22 protein-coding genes are annotated in these 15,142 nt (G+C 38.1%); 4 read left to right on the top strand and 18 right to left on the bottom strand.

What is annotated here, in order from left to right; translation table 11 throughout:
* The first annotated feature begins 114 nt into the window (after nucleotides 1-114).
* Nucleotides 115-774 (top strand): metal-dependent transcriptional regulator, encoded by a 660-nt coding sequence (locus C1E58_RS10785; protein ID WP_105210338.1) that lies wholly within the window; start codon nucleotides 115-117, stop codon nucleotides 772-774.
* 385 nt (nucleotides 775-1,159) lie between these two features.
* On the opposite strand, the gene C1E58_RS10775 is transcribed toward C1E58_RS10785, so the two are convergent.
* Both C1E58_RS10775 and C1E58_RS10770 read right to left on the bottom strand, forming a co-directional pair.
* Complete coding sequence (locus C1E58_RS10775; protein WP_105210336.1) at nucleotides 1,160-1,834, bottom strand: CPBP family intramembrane glutamic endopeptidase; 675 nt, start codon at nucleotides 1,832-1,834, stop codon at nucleotides 1,160-1,162.
* Nucleotides 1,835-1,899: 65 nt separating this feature from the next.
* The gene (locus C1E58_RS10770; RefSeq protein WP_105210335.1) at nucleotides 1,900-2,550 is read right to left on the bottom strand and encodes a CPBP family intramembrane glutamic endopeptidase; all 651 of its coding nucleotides are present in this window, start codon (nucleotides 2,548-2,550) and stop codon (nucleotides 1,900-1,902) included.
* 225 nt (nucleotides 2,551-2,775) lie between these two features.
* Between C1E58_RS10770 and C1E58_RS10765 the strand changes: the two genes are divergently transcribed.
* Together C1E58_RS10765 and C1E58_RS10760 are read left to right on the top strand one after the other, a co-directional pair.
* Nucleotides 2,776-3,063 (top strand): type II toxin-antitoxin system RelB/DinJ family antitoxin, encoded by a 288-nt coding sequence (locus C1E58_RS10765; RefSeq protein ID WP_105210334.1) that lies wholly within the window; start codon nucleotides 2,776-2,778, stop codon nucleotides 3,061-3,063.
* A complete protein-coding gene (locus C1E58_RS10760; RefSeq protein ID WP_105210333.1) occupies nucleotides 3,053-3,394 on the top strand; it encodes a type II toxin-antitoxin system RelE/ParE family toxin in 342 nt (113 codons plus the stop codon). Before C1E58_RS10765 ends, C1E58_RS10760 begins: the two co-directional genes overlap by 11 nt.
* A gap of 326 nt (nucleotides 3,395-3,720) precedes the next feature.
* On the opposite strand, the gene C1E58_RS10755 is transcribed toward C1E58_RS10760, so the two are convergent.
* The 16 genes from C1E58_RS10755 to C1E58_RS10685 form a co-directional block, all read right to left on the bottom strand.
* The gene (locus C1E58_RS10755) at nucleotides 3,721-3,915 is read right to left on the bottom strand and encodes a hypothetical protein (protein ID WP_105144069.1); all 195 of its coding nucleotides are present in this window, start codon (nucleotides 3,913-3,915) and stop codon (nucleotides 3,721-3,723) included.
* Between the two features lie 21 nt (nucleotides 3,916-3,936).
* Nucleotides 3,937-4,638: a CPBP family intramembrane glutamic endopeptidase gene (locus C1E58_RS10750; protein WP_105210332.1), complete on the bottom strand. Its 702-nt coding sequence runs from the start codon at nucleotides 4,636-4,638 to the stop codon at nucleotides 3,937-3,939.
* A 35-nt stretch (nucleotides 4,639-4,673) separates the two neighbouring features.
* Nucleotides 4,674-4,856 carry a hypothetical protein gene (locus tag C1E58_RS10745; protein ID WP_099876152.1) on the bottom strand — a complete coding sequence of 61 codons (183 nt, stop codon included), beginning with the start codon at nucleotides 4,854-4,856 and terminating at the stop codon, nucleotides 4,674-4,676.
* Nucleotides 4,857-4,883: 27 nt separating this feature from the next.
* Nucleotides 4,884-5,093 (bottom strand): hypothetical protein, encoded by a 210-nt coding sequence (locus tag C1E58_RS10740; RefSeq protein WP_105210331.1) that lies wholly within the window; start codon nucleotides 5,091-5,093, stop codon nucleotides 4,884-4,886.
* 109 nt (nucleotides 5,094-5,202) lie between these two features.
* Nucleotides 5,203-5,412, bottom strand: coding sequence for a hypothetical protein (locus tag C1E58_RS10735; RefSeq protein ID WP_105210330.1), 210 nt, complete (start codon nucleotides 5,410-5,412; stop codon nucleotides 5,203-5,205).
* Between the two features lie 729 nt (nucleotides 5,413-6,141).
* Nucleotides 6,142-6,513 carry a hypothetical protein gene (locus C1E58_RS10730; protein WP_105210329.1) on the bottom strand — a complete coding sequence of 124 codons (372 nt, stop codon included), beginning with the start codon at nucleotides 6,511-6,513 and terminating at the stop codon, nucleotides 6,142-6,144.
* Between the two features lie 32 nt (nucleotides 6,514-6,545).
* Nucleotides 6,546-6,719 (bottom strand): hypothetical protein, encoded by a 174-nt coding sequence (locus C1E58_RS12140; RefSeq protein ID WP_161951314.1) that lies wholly within the window; start codon nucleotides 6,717-6,719, stop codon nucleotides 6,546-6,548.
* A 13-nt stretch (nucleotides 6,720-6,732) separates the two neighbouring features.
* Nucleotides 6,733-6,894 carry a hypothetical protein gene (locus tag C1E58_RS12135; RefSeq protein WP_161951313.1) on the bottom strand — a complete coding sequence of 54 codons (162 nt, stop codon included), beginning with the start codon at nucleotides 6,892-6,894 and terminating at the stop codon, nucleotides 6,733-6,735.
* A gap of 308 nt (nucleotides 6,895-7,202) precedes the next feature.
* Nucleotides 7,203-7,370: a hypothetical protein gene (locus C1E58_RS12130; RefSeq protein WP_161951312.1), complete on the bottom strand. Its 168-nt coding sequence runs from the start codon at nucleotides 7,368-7,370 to the stop codon at nucleotides 7,203-7,205.
* A 258-nt stretch (nucleotides 7,371-7,628) separates the two neighbouring features.
* Nucleotides 7,629-8,318: a CPBP family intramembrane glutamic endopeptidase gene (locus C1E58_RS10725; RefSeq protein ID WP_105210328.1), complete on the bottom strand. Its 690-nt coding sequence runs from the start codon at nucleotides 8,316-8,318 to the stop codon at nucleotides 7,629-7,631.
* A gap of 10 nt (nucleotides 8,319-8,328) precedes the next feature.
* A complete protein-coding gene (locus C1E58_RS12125) occupies nucleotides 8,329-8,472 on the bottom strand; it encodes a hypothetical protein (protein ID WP_161951311.1) in 144 nt (47 codons plus the stop codon).
* A 252-nt stretch (nucleotides 8,473-8,724) separates the two neighbouring features.
* Nucleotides 8,725-10,056, bottom strand: a complete 1,332-nt coding sequence (locus tag C1E58_RS10720; protein WP_238142278.1) for a sensor histidine kinase — start codon at nucleotides 10,054-10,056, stop codon at nucleotides 8,725-8,727.
* Nucleotides 10,034-10,792 carry a response regulator transcription factor gene (locus C1E58_RS10715; RefSeq protein ID WP_105210326.1) on the bottom strand — a complete coding sequence of 253 codons (759 nt, stop codon included), beginning with the start codon at nucleotides 10,790-10,792 and terminating at the stop codon, nucleotides 10,034-10,036. Before C1E58_RS10715 ends, C1E58_RS10720 begins: the two co-directional genes overlap by 23 nt.
* 787 nt (nucleotides 10,793-11,579) lie before the next feature.
* A complete protein-coding gene (locus tag C1E58_RS10695) occupies nucleotides 11,580-11,765 on the bottom strand; it encodes a hypothetical protein (RefSeq protein ID WP_105159389.1) in 186 nt (61 codons plus the stop codon).
* A 61-nt stretch (nucleotides 11,766-11,826) separates the two neighbouring features.
* Nucleotides 11,827-12,270 carry a D-aminoacyl-tRNA deacylase gene (dtd, locus tag C1E58_RS10690; protein ID WP_105210322.1) on the bottom strand — a complete coding sequence of 148 codons (444 nt, stop codon included), beginning with the start codon at nucleotides 12,268-12,270 and terminating at the stop codon, nucleotides 11,827-11,829.
* Nucleotide 12,271: 1 nt separating this feature from the next.
* A complete protein-coding gene (locus tag C1E58_RS10685) occupies nucleotides 12,272-14,473 on the bottom strand; it encodes a RelA/SpoT family protein (RefSeq protein WP_105210321.1) in 2,202 nt (733 codons plus the stop codon).
* A 108-nt stretch (nucleotides 14,474-14,581) separates the two neighbouring features.
* Between C1E58_RS10685 and C1E58_RS10680 the strand changes: the two genes are divergently transcribed.
* A complete protein-coding gene (locus tag C1E58_RS10680) occupies nucleotides 14,582-15,124 on the top strand; it encodes a GNAT family N-acetyltransferase (protein WP_105210320.1) in 543 nt (180 codons plus the stop codon).
* Nucleotides 15,125-15,142: the final 18 nt, after the last annotated feature.

Here is a 15,142-nt window from a genome sequence, read left to right as displayed (position 1 = left end):
TTTTATTTTTGTTAGGTATACTTAACTTTAGTTTTAATATATATTAAAAAAATCTTTCTGTCAATGATTTTCGTAAAATTTTGGTATACTATTCTTACTAGAAAGTGAGAGACTATGACACCAAACAAAGAAGATTACCTGAAAGTCATTTATGAACTAGGGCAGACAGAACAAAAAATCACCAATAAGCAGATTGCTGAAAAGATGAATTTTTCCGCCCCAGCCGTTTCTGAAATGCTGAAAAAAATGGTCACGGAAGAGTTGATTGAAAAAGATAAATCAGCAGGTTACATCCTCAGCCAAGTCGCCTTGGAAATGGTGGCCAACCTCTACCGTAAGCACCGCCTGATAGAAGTCTTTTTGGTCGAGCAGCTGGGCTATTCCCCTGAACAAGTCCATGAAGAAGCTGAAATTTTAGAACACACCGTTTCAGATCACTTTATCAACCAACTGGACAAACTGCTGAGCTATCCCCAAACCTGCCCACACGGTGGCAGTATTCCTAAAGAAAACCAGTTGCTTGTAGAACGCTACCAGACTCGGCTGTCCCAACTGACAGAAACTGGCAGCTACCAACTGGTCCGCATCCATGATTTCTACCAGCTTCTCCAATACCTGGAACAACATGAGTTAACTGTCGGCGATCAACTACTTGTGACGGATTTTGACCACTTTGCCCAGACCATCACCATCCAATACAAGGACAAAGAACTGGCTATCCCTACAGCCATCGCCCAAGAATTATTCGTAGAAAAAACCAATCGCCCAGCCTAAACAAGCTGAGCGATTATTTTTTCTTCACATTGCGAAAAATGGATCTAGTTTTAAAAAACAGTTGACCTAGGATATATACAAAACCCAACAAAGAACCTATATAAAAACAAGCCAAGAGAAAGAAAGGATGATAGGTGAAGGGTTGGATGACAAACATGAACACGAGCACCAAGCCCCACCGCATACCCCAGGTCATCTTTCTCTGGATAATCCACTCCAGCCTGTCTTCTCCAACTGAACTTCTGGTTTCCAGATACTCTTGATTAAGGTCTTGAAAAAATTTTCTCATATTTCTGACCACCTCTACACTTGATAGTTAGCAATTATAAAATTGCCACTTATCCTTAGTATACAGGCATTTCCCAAAAATGTCTACTGTCAATTTTTATCCACCAATCTGCACCAAACCAAATAAAATTTGGAGGAGTAAAATGGAGGCATTATAGAAGCTATGTGCAAGGATACTGTCCGTCATTCGTCTATTGCACATATACAGATTGCCCAGATAAGACCCTGTTATAAAGTGCCCTAAAAATGCTACTGAAAAGCTCCAAGTATGACAATAGGCAAATAGAAGGGCAGAAAATACGATGACCATTTGAGGATGCTTAGGAAAATACTGGGCTGTCTTTTCTAACAAAATCCCTCTGTAAAGAAATTCTTCTAAAACTGGAGCAAACAAGACAACTGAGAGAGCCATCACCCAAAAATTGTCCGAATTTAACTGATTGACTGTATCCAAGGCATTAGAATCACTAGGGCTAAGACCTAAATATTGCCAAAGGAGGTTCAGGCAAGTTTGTCCAGTAAATACCAACGCTGTCATACCGACTATTTTAAAAATATTCAGATTCTCTCTTGAAAAGTCTTGATTCTTCACCATTCCTCGTCTGATGACAGAAAGTAGTGCCAATATTGCAAGACCAAGCCCTATCATGACTGCAAGTTTTAAAAGCACACTCTCTTGAAAGGCTGTTATCCCCATATAAGCTGGAAGTTGAATGAGCAAAGTGAGAAGCAAGGTACCCACAGCTAAACCGATGGATTTTATTATTTTCATATTCTCTCTCCTTTCCATTGTTTTTTTATAGCCTATTGTAATTGTTACTCACGATGTTCACACCTTTACACACTTATAATATTTAAAATGGTCACAATGCTGTTCGACAAGATATGTGCCACTATCGGGTATTTGAGATGGTTCGTTTTATAGTAAATCCAAGAAAACAAAATTCCTGGAAAAAGTGCCGACCAGAAACTTACGGAAATATTATAAGTATGTACAAAAGCAAAGATTGCCGTTGTGACAAAGACACTGATCATTGGATAAGCCTTATTCCTAATTCTTTCTTGAAAGATACCTCTATATAGATATTCTTCACGAATAGGTCCCAAAATATTTACACTAAGCAAGGCCATCCAACCATATTTAGACTGAAATAGCTCAAGCATACTACTATTATCAACCGTCGGGCCAGATAATCGTAAGGAAACATTTAATAGCACAATTTTAATAATGATTCCCAAAATAACCAATCCAAACAGTTTAATATAACTATATTCTCGGACTTGGAGACTATCATCACGATACTTTTTCCGTAATGTCCCTAATAACCAAAAGATGAGAGCCGTTAGAATAAACCAACATAGTACATGTATGAGATAACCTACTACTGTGTCATCCATCTTTCCCCAAGACATTTCAGCTATTACAGGAGCTTGTATGACTAAGGTCAACAATAAAACCTGTACTATGCTTTTTAGCCAATGAACCATTGCTACTCTCCCATTCTAATAGAATCTTTTTATGAACTTAGTATATAGCAAATCAGCACAATAGTTACATTCATGTCACGAACGGTCGCTATTTTGTAATGAATGACCATTTTTTCGAATTCACCGAATAGCATCCAAGATATTCAGCACAAGATTATCACTTGACAGATGTAAAACAAATAGCTACACTATTGTTATACATATTAGAATTTGGAGTTGAAGACAATGGCAGGATTGGTTAGGGATAGACAATATAATTTTAGAGTAAATGCACAATTACTGGAACAAGCAAAAATAATCTTATCGGAAAAAGATATGACCCTTTCTGATGCTCTTAATTTATTTGTAGAAAGGGTGGTTGAAGAGCAAGATTTGCCAATAAAAACAGTAGAAGAGGCGCGTGCAGAGGCTTTTCTAGATGAGTTGATTGCAGAGCTTGATGAAGGCTACCAAGAAGTTTTATCTGGAAACACGACACCTGCTCGTGAGGTATTCGCCAAATATGGTCTATAAAGTACATTTATCTGCTAAAGCCGAACAAGATTTAGAGGAGATCTACCAGTATTATGTCCGTGAATTTTCAGAATCAAGTGCACGAAAGGTGCTTACATCTCTGAGCACAGCTATCTTGACCTTAGAAACATTTCCAGAGGGATATATTGACCTCGACGCTCGTCTGGGACGAGCATTATTCCCAGAAGGAAAAACAAGGATGATTCCTGGAAAACAGCACCTCATCTTCTATTTGATTCGTGGCTCTCGTGTAGATATCCTTCGCATTAGAGGAGCAAGGACAGACTACCTAAACAACCTAGACAATCTATTCAAGCAAACCCTCAAATAACGAGCAACTCCCCCACCTTCAACAAGTCTAACGAAACAAGCGTAAACAAAAAGCTGATTCCTCAGCTTTTTATTTATACTTTGAGTATTTACCCGAGTAAGTACTTAGATAGAAGATACCAGCTAAGAAAAACAATAATTAATCGAATACCTGTCTTAAACACGGCTTTTCCCGTCTTAACATATAGTAAATATGCCACAATCGCTAGTAAAACATAGAAAGTGACTAGCATGAATACACTACTATTGAAATCCATCTGCAACCTCCACATTCCTTGGGTCTATCTCTGTCTTTTTCGATTATTGATGCCTGTCTTTCCCACTCCCTCATCCAAAAACAGAATACAGAAAGGCACCGAAATCTTGCCCTGCAGAATAAATCACTGGTACAAGAACTGAGCCAAGAGCCATCAAAGTCATAGCTACTCCTACCCAGACTAAGAATTTCATTGCAAACGAGGAAGACTCATAAGCTGTTTCAAATTCTTGGTATTTTTTATCTAATTTTTCTATCGTTGTCATAACTAAACTCCTCTAACATCACTAACCAAACAGTACCAACAAATAACCAATAATTGAGAAGATAACCATCAAGCTGTTGTTCAATATATGAACAAGAATCGCATCCACAATATTGCCACGGCGAGCGTAAGCCAAGTAGAAGACTGCCCCAAGTAAGAAGTAAAGTGGAAACTCAATTGGAAAAATCATGTGAAGAAGAGCGAAGACAGCTGAACTGATTATCAATTTTAGCCATTTTTGATTTTCTTTGAAGAAATAACTGCTAAACAAACCTCTGAAAACAAGCTCTTCCATAAAAGGAGCAAAGACGCCTATTGCAATATGAAAGGCAACAAAGTATAGCGGAAACATCTTCGCCAATTGCTGATTTGTTGCCAAGAGTGCTGCATCGTTGGCTGTGGTGGCATTGCCAGTAACCAACTGGGTCAATAGCGTTCCGCCAATACCGACAACCCGTCCCGCCAAGAAAAATAGCAGAGCAAACCCAAAATCTTTCCAAGTAAATGTGAACCGTTTTTGCTGGTCAGGTAGACCTTTCTTATATCGTTTCCAAGTCCACATCACAATAGCTGTCGCAATGACTAGATAGCCAATGCCAGAAACCCACTGCATGACACCTGACATCGAATCCTGTATAGCAATCAATCGCATCGGAGTTATGTTAATCGCAATGATGACAAGAATCAAACCAATAAATTTTAAAATATTTTTAACACGTTGCATAGGCTAGTCCTCCTGTTCTTTTTTTCTTTATTAGCTTACTTTTCCTTGTTTTGTTCCTTATTTGTTAAAATGGCAAAAGCGATGATTAGACCTGGATTACTGAGTGCTAAAATATTGAAATAGTCTTTAAGGCTGTCATCTGACAAATTCGCACAGATTTTAAAAACCAGCCAAAGCACAACGGGAATCAAAACTGCATAGAATTTTTTATTCTTCATCCTCAGTTCTCCTTACTATCATTTTCCTTATCGTTCAATTCTGATTTCAAATAATGATTTGCCACTTTTTTCCATTTTTTCAAGAATAAGGGTAGCTAGATAGAATCCGTATGGTATCAACAGCGACAACTCAAAATTCTGACTCATGAATGCAAATCCAATAAAGAAGGTATAGACAATCATTGTTGTGTGTAATACATGTTTCCCTGTAATAACAAGTTCCTTTTTCTCTTTCATCTTTGTTTCTCCTGTTCTTGTTTTCTTTACACTTTTAGTATAAGCCAAATCAGCTCCATTTTTCATCCATGTCACGAATGGTCGTTATTTTGTAATGAATGACCATTTTTTATTGATTCATCAAGTTATGATATAGTTTTTTGACAAATTTCTCTAATTTTTCTTCAACGAGAATAAATAGATACAGTCCATAGGGAGTTATGAAGCGAGATGTAAGATTCTTAGTGACGAGTAAGTACAGCACATACAAGGTATAGACAAGCATCGCGACATGTAGCAATTGTTCTTCTGTCATAGCAATTTTCTTTTTTACTGTCATCTCATTTCTCCTTGTTCTTATTTTTACACCTTTAGTATAAGCCAAATCAGCTCCATTTTTTCATCCATGTCATGAACTGTCGCTATTTTGTAATGAATGACCATTTTTTCGAGAAAATGCAAAAAATCCAGCCTTTCGACTGGACTTGAAAGTGACAGATTGTAAAATCAACTAAAATAGTTTGAACTATGATTTCTACAAAAAAACCATAAAAATTGTGATAAAATAATATTGCTGTCGGAAACCGATTGCGTTCTTCAATAGGAGTTCGTGAAAGGGGGTGAATAGCTTTGCATTACATCTTAGAGCTCTTACTTGCTGTTATGGCAAATGTAGCCGCATACTGCATTTGCAAGTGGCTAGATAGCAAGTACAACGACCACAGCTAGCCCAAACCACACCCGTTAATCTCTCAAACTAGAGAACGTAAAAAAGCCCTCAGAAACTGCAATTTCTGGGGGCTTTGGTGTGCTTTGCACTACATCTTTCTAACTTAGTATAGCAGATTTTAGACAAATTTCAAACTATTTATTCATAAACTTATAAAACACCTGCTATCCTCAAAGGCTTTTCCAATGTTTGTAATCAATGACCTCCTTTGTATCTCGTACAAACTGACTAGAAACATTGACTTGATGCGATTTAGTCAACATCAGCCTCCAATATTTTGAATTTCTTCTAGCAAGCGAAAACACCCCAAATAACTATTGGAGGTGTCATCCTATAAACCTAATTTACAGTAGTATTGTTAACCAATCTCGCAATAGGACAAACCAATACCAGCCCTCCATTAATTAACACAAGAAGTAAGCGGCTCACTTCCCCCATTATCATAGATTCCATACAGAGTAGAGCAGACCCAAGAACTACCCCTAAAATGAGGTATCTTTGATGTACAGGCATCCTGTACAACATACCATGTTTCTTTAAAAAATAGTAGCTTGTCGCTATCACTAAAGCGTGAAGCAATGTTAATATCAGCATGATTGGCAGTAAAACCTTTCCGTCAGATCTAACTGAAACCAACCATATCAAAAAAACTAATAGGTCAATTGCAATACTGGCATAGTTTCCGATTTTAATTATTTTTAGATTATCCATAACCAATTTCCTTTCAAGCTAGTCAGTCAACATCATTGTACTTGCTTTTGTTCCTGATAGTTACGTTTGAGCAACATCACTAGAAGCAAAAAGTTTGGAACGGATAGAGCCCAGTAACCAAGGCTACCAAAGCCGAGCCACTCTCTCATTACATAGTCTAAACAAAAATAGAATAGTACCGCTAAAATAGTTTTCATCATTTTCATCTTATTTTCCTCCTTATTTTTTAAACATATAAATCACCCCTCTAATGACAAGGTAACTGAATAGGTAAATCATTCCATAATACACTCCCCATAGACCAATGATAGCTCCTGCTCCGAGTCCTACAAGTAGGGAGCGGAAATGACGGTGTTTAACAATTGTTTTTAAAGTATTCATGCTCGTATCTCCTTTTTGTTTTTTACACTCTTAGTATAAGCCAACTCAGTCCGATTTTTTCATCCATGTCATGAACGGTCGTTATTTTGTAATGAATGACCATTTTTTCATTAAGGCGTTTTCATACTTCTCTTTTTTTCAACCATCGATAGAACGATGACTGAAAACAGCGGTGGGACCAAATAACTAATTTCGCTAAAATGAATAGCAAATCCTAAAACTGACAACCATTTCAGAAAAAAACATATTTAAGACAAATAAGGCAAGGAAAAGTGTCCCAAGTTTCAACATTCTTTTCAGCTCTTTGCTCATACTTCATCCCCACCTTTCCCATATTTATCCACTAAATGGGACACAATGATGGTAATGACCCCAACCGTGACTCCATTTAAGTAATGGTTGTGAAAAGGCTGTAAAATACTGGTTACAGGAATGGAAATCACAACAACTAAAAGAAGTTTAATAAGCCAAATCATAAAACAGATCCTCCTAAGATACGCGTAAAAAATGCACTAACAAACACATTCCGTAAATTTATCTCATCATTTACTAAAACCAAAGTGCAAGAGCTTGACCAAATTCATAACCAATTTGATATAGGGTGTCAATGAGAGACGGAATATCAATCACACTAACCAAAAGTAACAAGAGCAAAACTTTTTCACGCTCTGACCACGGTTGACTATAGGCATTCTTTATTCTCTATTTTTCATTAATAATGTTATTCTGTCGGATTATCCCAGCAAAATAACTACCATAACTACTGCGAAATTGTGCAAACAATGCATGATACTAGGCACTCTAATATCCTTAGTCGAATAATAAGCTAGTCCATAAATTAGAGAACTTATTAACTTACTATTAAATGCACTTTGATAATCATGACTATACGAAAATATGATAGAAGCAACAACAATAGAACCCCAACCTATATAATGTGATAGTTTTTCTTGAAGAATTCCTCTATATAAAATTTCTTCCAAAATAGGCTGAGTAACGATTGTGGTTAAAATATACAATATAAAGACTATCGGTCTTTCCTTCATTTCCAGTATTTGTGTCGGAACTGATCCTACATTATAGCCATTTCCAACATATAGAATCGTCAGATATACTAATGTCAAAAAAAGTGTCACTGATGAGTAGATAACTAGAATTTTTTTATTTATTTTTCCTTGTTTAAACTGTAGTAGATTAAACGTAGTATCCAGTCGTTTAGCAAAAGATGATAGAAACCAAAGCGATAATAATACAAAAGCAATACACACTATAATTCGAATAGTATCTCCTGTAAGATTATTACTAACATGGATACGATCATCGCTAAAAGTTGATACAACCGGGGTTTGAGTAAATATAGATAAAAACATAAACCCAAAAATAGATATCAAAACATAGCCACACTTTTTTAAAATATTAGTCATTCTATTCCTCCTACATAATCGCTACTTTAGACTTTACTGGTTCTCCTGGAAGATAAATCCTAGGGCGACGAATAGCATTTCCTACAAAACTTACCAATCCTAAAATACTTCCACCTGTAACATTTTGAAGTTCTACATCTATCATTTTTTTCATGAATTTCTCCTTTATTTAACTAAGCCATTGGTTTCTTTAGTAGTTCAAAAAATAATTGCCAAAAAATCATATTCTTTACTCCTGTCTGATTTAGTTTTTTCTGTGTTGTTTTGTTTACATGCATAGTATAAAATAAAAAGAATTCTGTTTTTACTTCTTGTCATGAACTGTCGATATTTTGTAATGAATGACCATTTTTTCGAGAAAATGCAAAAAAATCCAGCCTTTCGACTGGACTTACATCTATAAATCTTAATCTATAAACACCAACTCCTGAACAAATCGATGATTGCTACTGTTCGTTGATATAGAAAATTTAGGATAGTTATCTAAAATAGCTTTTACATTGGCCAAGCCAATTCCTCGATTATCTCCTTTTGTAGACTGACCATATTCAAAAATATGACTTGTTGATACTTTATCCTCGACAGTAGTATTTTCTACAACCACAATTTTTCGGTCATATTCCTGGAAGTAGGCAAATACAATATTTCCATTTGTACACTGCTCTGCAGCATCGATAGCATTATCTAATAAAATAGACAGAATCGTTATGAATTCTATCAACTCTAAAGCAGGTGGTTCAATTTCAGCATCTACTTCCACAGAAATTGCAATACCCTTTTTTTGTGCCTCCAACATCTTAGATGATAGTAAACTCTTCACTGCAGGATTTTGTATATTGGATAGTCTAGCTATATCATACTTTCCATCATAGAATTTTCTATCAGAATCTGCAATAACCTCATGATAAATTGAACGAATCGCAACAATATCCTCTTCCTTAATTGCTTCATTCAGACTAATAAGAATATTAGTGTAGTCATGTCGGAAACTTCGAATTTCTTTATAAAGTGACTCAACATGACGGCTATAACGGCCTAAGTCAGTGATTTGCCTATCTTTTAAATCCTGAATTTCTCTAGCTTGTTTCTCTTTCTTCTGATAGTTCAAATACAACATACCAACAATAAATAATACAAAGTATATCAGTAATACATTAGTCCTAATAAAATAAGTATCTAGCTTTAAATTCAAACCATTTTCAATCGCAATTTCAAGCTGAATCATACTACGGATTATCAAAAAATACGTAATAAAAAATACATTCAGACCAATAAATATCTTTTTAAAATCTTGATCCAAAGTATCAACTTGAAGATTCTTAGATTCTATCCCAAGTCCTTTAAAAAATATTGTATAAAATGGAACTAATAATAGTGTTAGGAGAATATTAAAAAATGGACTGCTATTTAACGTAACAATATCAATATCAAAGATAAATCGTAAATACAATCCTATTATCCTTTGAAACATATCTCCAATTACAAACGGTAATAAACAATAGAATATTTTTTGAGTCTTATTCCAATCAGTTTTTAAAAAAGAAACTATCAGCAATAGTGAAAAGGGCTCCCATAATTGAAATGTTTTACTGAACAATATAGACGCTATGGTTATAATGACTGCTATCGTAATTCTCTTTTTCTTCTCTATTATAAAACCACTAATTTGCTGAAAAATATAAAGTCTTATTAAGATATCAATGAAAAAAAGCACATCATATCCTGGTGAGATAGTCATTATTATTCTCCACTAGTTCTACCAATTTCCCTTGTTTTAATCTGGAAACAAAACAAGAATCTCCATTCTCAAAATAGGCAATGTGATTTGTTCTGTCCAATCTTGTTATATTTAATGGATTCACTACACAAGAACGATGTGCTTGGTAAAGTCGTTCATCAGCTTTAGCTATATCGGATACCTTCCCATAAAACTCAGTCTGACCTGTTTTCGTTTTTAAAATAACTTTATGAATCGTTGATGATGTTTCAAAATAAAGGATGTCGCTAAAAGGAACTTGAATATGAGCAGTTTCAGTTTTGTATACAAAAGAATTTTCAGCTATAGTATGATCAATATTTTCAAAAGCATACACTAAGACATCTGATACTGCCTTTTGAAAGTCACTATCCTCCAGGCCTTTATCTATAAAATCTAAAGCAGAAACCCGATAACGATACGTTACCGGCATAAATTCGGAATGAGTTGTTACAAAGACAATAACAGCATAGGGATCACGAGCACGGATTTCTTTAGCGATTTCCATTCCTTTCTTTTCTTCACCTTTTATTTCAATATCTAAAAAGAAAAATTGGTGATTACCCGTTTCCTCGATTGATTCCAATAATTGATTTGGTTTACCAAAAACTTCTAGGAATTTATACCTTACTGACGTTTCTTCAACACACCGCCTAATAGCATTTTCTAGCCTACTCTGCTGAAAAAAATCATCTTCTAATACAAAAATATTAAGCATAGATTATCTCCTAAACTTTTTGTAAGTTATAATCATTATTATAGCATATTTAGACAAAAGATAAATGTCCAACTTGACTTGGTAGACCTACCGATGTATAATAAACATAGAAAAAGGTAGTTGCCAGAAACAACTACCCCTTGCAGAACCGTTTAAGACGGTGGCAGATTATTCGTATTAAATAACCGTTAACCTACCAAAGTTATAGACGGTTATTTTTTTGTCGTTTTCACCAATTCAAGCACTAACATCACGAGAGCGATAAAAGAAAATAGTCATTCAGTTTACTTTTAGTACTAGGCAACGAGCTGCAGACAGTACTGGAGTACGGCAAAGCGAGTTCAAAGACTCCAGTGGAGTCTTTGAAGTTGGAAATAAGGAAAGTACGTTTCCTCGCTCGTCGAAGTAATAAAAGAAAAACTGGATGACTGTACCAGCTACAAAAATGAGTGTTAGCCACTCAAAGGTTGACAATGATAGCTTCTCCTTTCTGTTAGATTTTGATGATTTGCATAGTAGAACAAAAAGTTCCATTCCACTTCTCTTAATTCGCGTCAACATCTCAGCGCAGTGGTTGATTGGCAGATTTGTTCGTGCTTCGCACTCCAAATCTGACCTAATCAACTATGCGGGGGCGGTAAAACGAACTCATTTTCTACTAGTTGAGTTCTGTACCGCTCCCACCTACCTTTCAGAAATTAGAGCCACCGTCTTTACTTTTCTGCAAAAACTATTATAGCATATTTAATAAAGAATTATAGTCCAATTTACACATCAAAAAACCAACCTACTTGGGCTGGTCTTCTTGGAGTCGCTCTTTAAGGCGGCGACGGTACAAAATCTGTGAGGGAATGAAGTAAAGAAAGCTTGCTAGAATAATCCAGCGTTTATCTAGATCGCTAAGATAGATGGCTACTATCAAAACAAAGGCGAGAATTAAATAAAAGAAATGATTGGTCAATAACTTTTTCATTGAGCACCTCCACATTTTCTTAATGTTAGTATACCAAATTTACATATAGATGTATAGAGGTCTAGCGATTTTTCGTATCCAAAACGATGGTCACCGGCCCATCATTGACCAGACTAACCGCCATATCCGCCCCAAAAACGCCCACTTCAACAGGCACAAAGGCTGACAGGGCTTGGTTAAAGGCATCGTAGAGTTGACTAGCTAGGGCAGGAGCTGCCGCTCCTGTAAAGGCAGGGCGATTGCCTTTTTTGGTGTCCGCAAAAAGGGTAAATTGGGAAATGGATAAAATCTTGCCTCCTATATCTTGAACAGACTTGTTCATCTTGCCTGCTTCATCTGAAAATATCCGCATATTGACGATTTTTCGAACAGCATAGTCCAGGTCTTCCTGGCTGTCATCTGGTCCCACACCGACTAGAAGCAAAAGCCCCTGATCAATTTGCCCATGGATGCTTCCGTCGATGGTCACACTGGCCTGTGATACACGTTGTAATACAATTTTCATCTTATCCGTTGGTCCTTTTCACTGAGTAAACTTCTGGCACCGACTTGATCTTGTCCACCAGACTGGTCAAGGTTGCTAGGTTGGAAATACCAAAGGAAACGTGGATAGTTGCAAACTTCATATCTTTGGTTGGCTGGGCATTGACCGAAGAAATGTTCTTGCTGGCATTTGTCAAAACCTTGAGAACATCGTTGAGGAGGCCTGAACGGTTGAGACCATAGATGTCAATGTTTGCCATGTATTCCTTGGTCGAATTTTCATCCTCCCAACCGACATCAATCAGGCGGACATCGTAATTTTCCTGACTCTTGAGGTTCATACAGTCTACACGGTGAACAGCTACCCCACGCCCCTTGGTGATGTAGCCGACAATTTCATCGCCAGGTACTGGATTACAACATTTGGCAATCCGTATCAGCAAGCCTGACGCCCCTTCAATGACCACACCACCTTCGTGACGGATTTTCAAACTATCTTTGTTGTCGTGTTTGACTTCGCCACCGTTGACCAATTCATCCGCGACAGCTTTGGCCTTGGCCCGCTCGGCTTCTCGGCGTTCTTTCTCTGTCAGACGGTTAAAGACTGACACGGCAGATATTTCCCCAAAACCAACCGCCGCATATAAGGCTTCATCCGTTTTGTAACTAGTCTTTTGCAAGACCTCGTCCATGTGACGACGGTCCAGGTATTGGTTGGGAACGTAGCCATTTTCTTGGAGTAGGTTCTGAAGCATCTCCCGCCCCTTGGAAATAGATAGTTCCTTGTCCTGATTCTTGAAGAACTGCTTGATTTTGTTGCGGGCCTTGTGGGTTTTAACTAGGTTGACCCAGTCACGACTTGGACCGAAAGAGTTGGCAGAGGTGATGATTTCCACCTGATCACCTGTCTTAAGCTTGGTCGTCAGAGGCACCATACGGCCGTTGACCTTGGCGCCTGTCGCCCGCTCGCCGACCTTGGTATGAATTTCATAGGCGAAGTCAATCGGTACGGAGTCCTTAGGCAATTCACGCACTGCACCATCTGGCGTGAAAACGTAAATACGCTCTGTAAAAATATCGTCCTTGACAGAATCGACGAAGGACTGGGCATCTCCTGCTCCTTCTTGAAGTTCAATCAGGTTGTTAATCCATCGCAATTCTTTTTCGCTGGCAGTTGCCTTGCCACCACGCTTGTAGGCCCAGTGAGCCGCTACCCCGTACTCTGCCACCTGATGCATTTCCACCGTCCGAATTTGGAACTCAATCGGTCCCTTTGGACCATAGACTGTCGTATGGATGGACTGGTAGCCATTGGCTTTTGGACTGGCAATGTAGTCCTTGAATCTACCAGGCATCGGCTTCCATAGTTCATGGATATAGCCCAACATGGCATAGACATCGCTTGGGGTATCCATCAAACAACGGATGGCCGTCAGGTCATAGAGCTGGTCAAAGCGTTTTTTCTTGTCATGCATCTTCCGATAGATAGAGTAGATGTGCTTGGGTCTACCGTAAATCTGACCATGTAGATGGCGTTCCTCTGTATATTCGCGCAACTTGTCAACAACTTCATTGACCAATTCTTCCCGCTCACGACGCTTTTCCCTCATCATTCGAGTTATCTTATAGAATTCAATCTCATTGAGATAGCGGAAGGACATATCTTCCAATTCCCACTTGATAGAAGAAATACCAAGTCGGTGGGCAAGCGGTGCATAGATTTCCATTGTTTCACGTGAAATCCGTTCCTGTTTGTCCTTGCGCAAGTGCTTGAGGGTCCGCATATTGTGGAGACGGTCTGCCAGCTTCACCAAAATCACTCGCATGTCTTGGGACATGGCAATCAGCATGTTGCGGTGGTTTTCAGCCAACTGCTCCTCATGAGACTTGTACTCGACCTTACCTAGCTTGGTCACACCACCGACAATATGGCGAACCTCTGGTCCAAATTCAGCTTCCATATCGTCCAGTGTCACATCAGTATCTTCGACCACATCATGCAAGAAGCCGCAGACAACAGTGACAGCATCAAGCTTAAGTCCTGCCAAAATTCCCGCTACTTGGATGGGGTGAACAATATAAGGTTCTCCTGACTTGCGAAATTGTGACTTGTGTGCCTCCGTCGCAAAGTCCAATGCCTTCTGAACAAAGGCAACATCTTCGGCTGGAAGATAGGTGGCAGTTAGCCCAACGACCTCTTCTCCTGTAAAATTAATTTCCTTCATTTACTTCTCTCCCTAACTATTTCCTATTATTTTACCATTTTCACTGAAAAAGAAAAAGGGAAGCGGTAAGAGTTTGCTAAAGTCTGGCTTTTCCAGTATACTACATCCATGAACATCAGCCCTAAACTATTCGACACTATTCCATTTATTGAACATTCAGCGTTTCGATTACGTGCTATCTATGAGTCAGACCTCGATGACCTTTGGGAAATCTACTCCAATCCCATTCACTTTCAGATGACCCCCAATACTTCCACGCAAAACAAAGAAACTCTCCGCAAACGCATTGGGCATTTCCAGAGGGATTTTGATAAGAAAAAACGTTTGTTCTTGGGGTTGGAGCACCAAGGGAAATTGATTGGCGTTTTGGAAGTCTTTGACTACAAGAAACGATCTGCGTCGGTGACCATTGGCTATCGGCTTCACCATGCCTTCTGGAATCGTGGTCTGGCCAGCCAAGCGGTCAGCCTGCTCTGCCATTTCCTACTAAAAGAATGTTCAATAAAAATAATCGCCGCCTTTGTCCTGCCAGAAAATCAAGCTTCTCAGCAAGTGCTCTTGAAAAATGACTTTCAACAGGTCGGGCAAGTCGAGGAGGTTTGGAAGGGCTTGGGGCAGGTCAGCCTCTTGCAGTTTGAACGAAGACAGTAAAGACCAGGGAAATCCTGG

The sequence above is a fragment of the Streptococcus suis genome, assembly GCF_002964575.1.
Taxonomy (GTDB): domain Bacteria; phylum Bacillota; class Bacilli; order Lactobacillales; family Streptococcaceae; genus Streptococcus; species Streptococcus suis_R.
Note: the sequence above shows the minus strand (reverse complement) of the source record. Positions and strands in the feature narration are given on the sequence as shown.

Excerpts from the sequence above, each read along its gene's own strand:
- C1E58_RS10785 (WP_105210338.1), top strand. The coding sequence starts at position 115 with ATGACACCAAACAAAGAAGATTACCTGAAAGTCATTTATGAACTAGGG.
- C1E58_RS10775 (WP_105210336.1), bottom strand. The coding sequence starts at position 1,834 with ATGAAAATAATAAAATCCATCGGTTTAGCTGTGGGTACCTTGCTTCTC.
- C1E58_RS10770 (WP_105210335.1), bottom strand. The coding sequence starts at position 2,550 with ATGGTTCATTGGCTAAAAAGCATAGTACAGGTTTTATTGTTGACCTTA.
- C1E58_RS10765 (WP_105210334.1), top strand. The coding sequence starts at position 2,776 with ATGGCAGGATTGGTTAGGGATAGACAATATAATTTTAGAGTAAATGCA.
- C1E58_RS10760 (WP_105210333.1), top strand. The coding sequence starts at position 3,053 with ATGGTCTATAAAGTACATTTATCTGCTAAAGCCGAACAAGATTTAGAG.
- C1E58_RS10755 (WP_105144069.1), bottom strand. The coding sequence starts at position 3,915 with ATGACAACGATAGAAAAATTAGATAAAAAATACCAAGAATTTGAAACA.
- C1E58_RS10750 (WP_105210332.1), bottom strand. The coding sequence starts at position 4,638 with ATGCAACGTGTTAAAAATATTTTAAAATTTATTGGTTTGATTCTTGTC.
- C1E58_RS10745 (WP_099876152.1), bottom strand. The coding sequence starts at position 4,856 with ATGAAGAATAAAAAATTCTATGCAGTTTTGATTCCCGTTGTGCTTTGG.
- C1E58_RS10740 (WP_105210331.1), bottom strand. The coding sequence starts at position 5,093 with ATGAAAGAGAAAAAGGAACTTGTTATTACAGGGAAACATGTATTACAC.
- C1E58_RS10735 (WP_105210330.1), bottom strand. The coding sequence starts at position 5,412 with ATGACAGTAAAAAAGAAAATTGCTATGACAGAAGAACAATTGCTACAT.
- C1E58_RS10730 (WP_105210329.1), bottom strand. The coding sequence starts at position 6,513 with ATGGATAATCTAAAAATAATTAAAATCGGAAACTATGCCAGTATTGCA.
- C1E58_RS12140 (WP_161951314.1), bottom strand. The coding sequence starts at position 6,719 with ATGAAAATGATGAAAACTATTTTAGCGGTACTATTCTATTTTTGTTTA.
- C1E58_RS12135 (WP_161951313.1), bottom strand. The coding sequence starts at position 6,894 with ATGAATACTTTAAAAACAATTGTTAAACACCGTCATTTCCGCTCCCTA.
- C1E58_RS12130 (WP_161951312.1), bottom strand. The coding sequence starts at position 7,370 with ATGATTTGGCTTATTAAACTTCTTTTAGTTGTTGTGATTTCCATTCCT.
- C1E58_RS10725 (WP_105210328.1), bottom strand. The coding sequence starts at position 8,318 with ATGACTAATATTTTAAAAAAGTGTGGCTATGTTTTGATATCTATTTTT.
- C1E58_RS12125 (WP_161951311.1), bottom strand. The coding sequence starts at position 8,472 with ATGAAAAAAATGATAGATGTAGAACTTCAAAATGTTACAGGTGGAAGT.
- C1E58_RS10720 (WP_238142278.1), bottom strand. The coding sequence starts at position 10,056 with ATGACTATCTCACCAGGATATGATGTGCTTTTTTTCATTGATATCTTA.
- C1E58_RS10715 (WP_105210326.1), bottom strand. The coding sequence starts at position 10,792 with ATGCTTAATATTTTTGTATTAGAAGATGATTTTTTTCAGCAGAGTAGG.
- C1E58_RS10695 (WP_105159389.1), bottom strand. The coding sequence starts at position 11,765 with ATGAAAAAGTTATTGACCAATCATTTCTTTTATTTAATTCTCGCCTTT.
- dtd (WP_105210322.1), bottom strand. The coding sequence starts at position 12,270 with ATGAAAATTGTATTACAACGTGTATCACAGGCCAGTGTGACCATCGAC.
- C1E58_RS10685 (WP_105210321.1), bottom strand. The coding sequence starts at position 14,473 with ATGAAGGAAATTAATTTTACAGGAGAAGAGGTCGTTGGGCTAACTGCC.
- C1E58_RS10680 (WP_105210320.1), top strand. The coding sequence starts at position 14,582 with ATGAACATCAGCCCTAAACTATTCGACACTATTCCATTTATTGAACAT.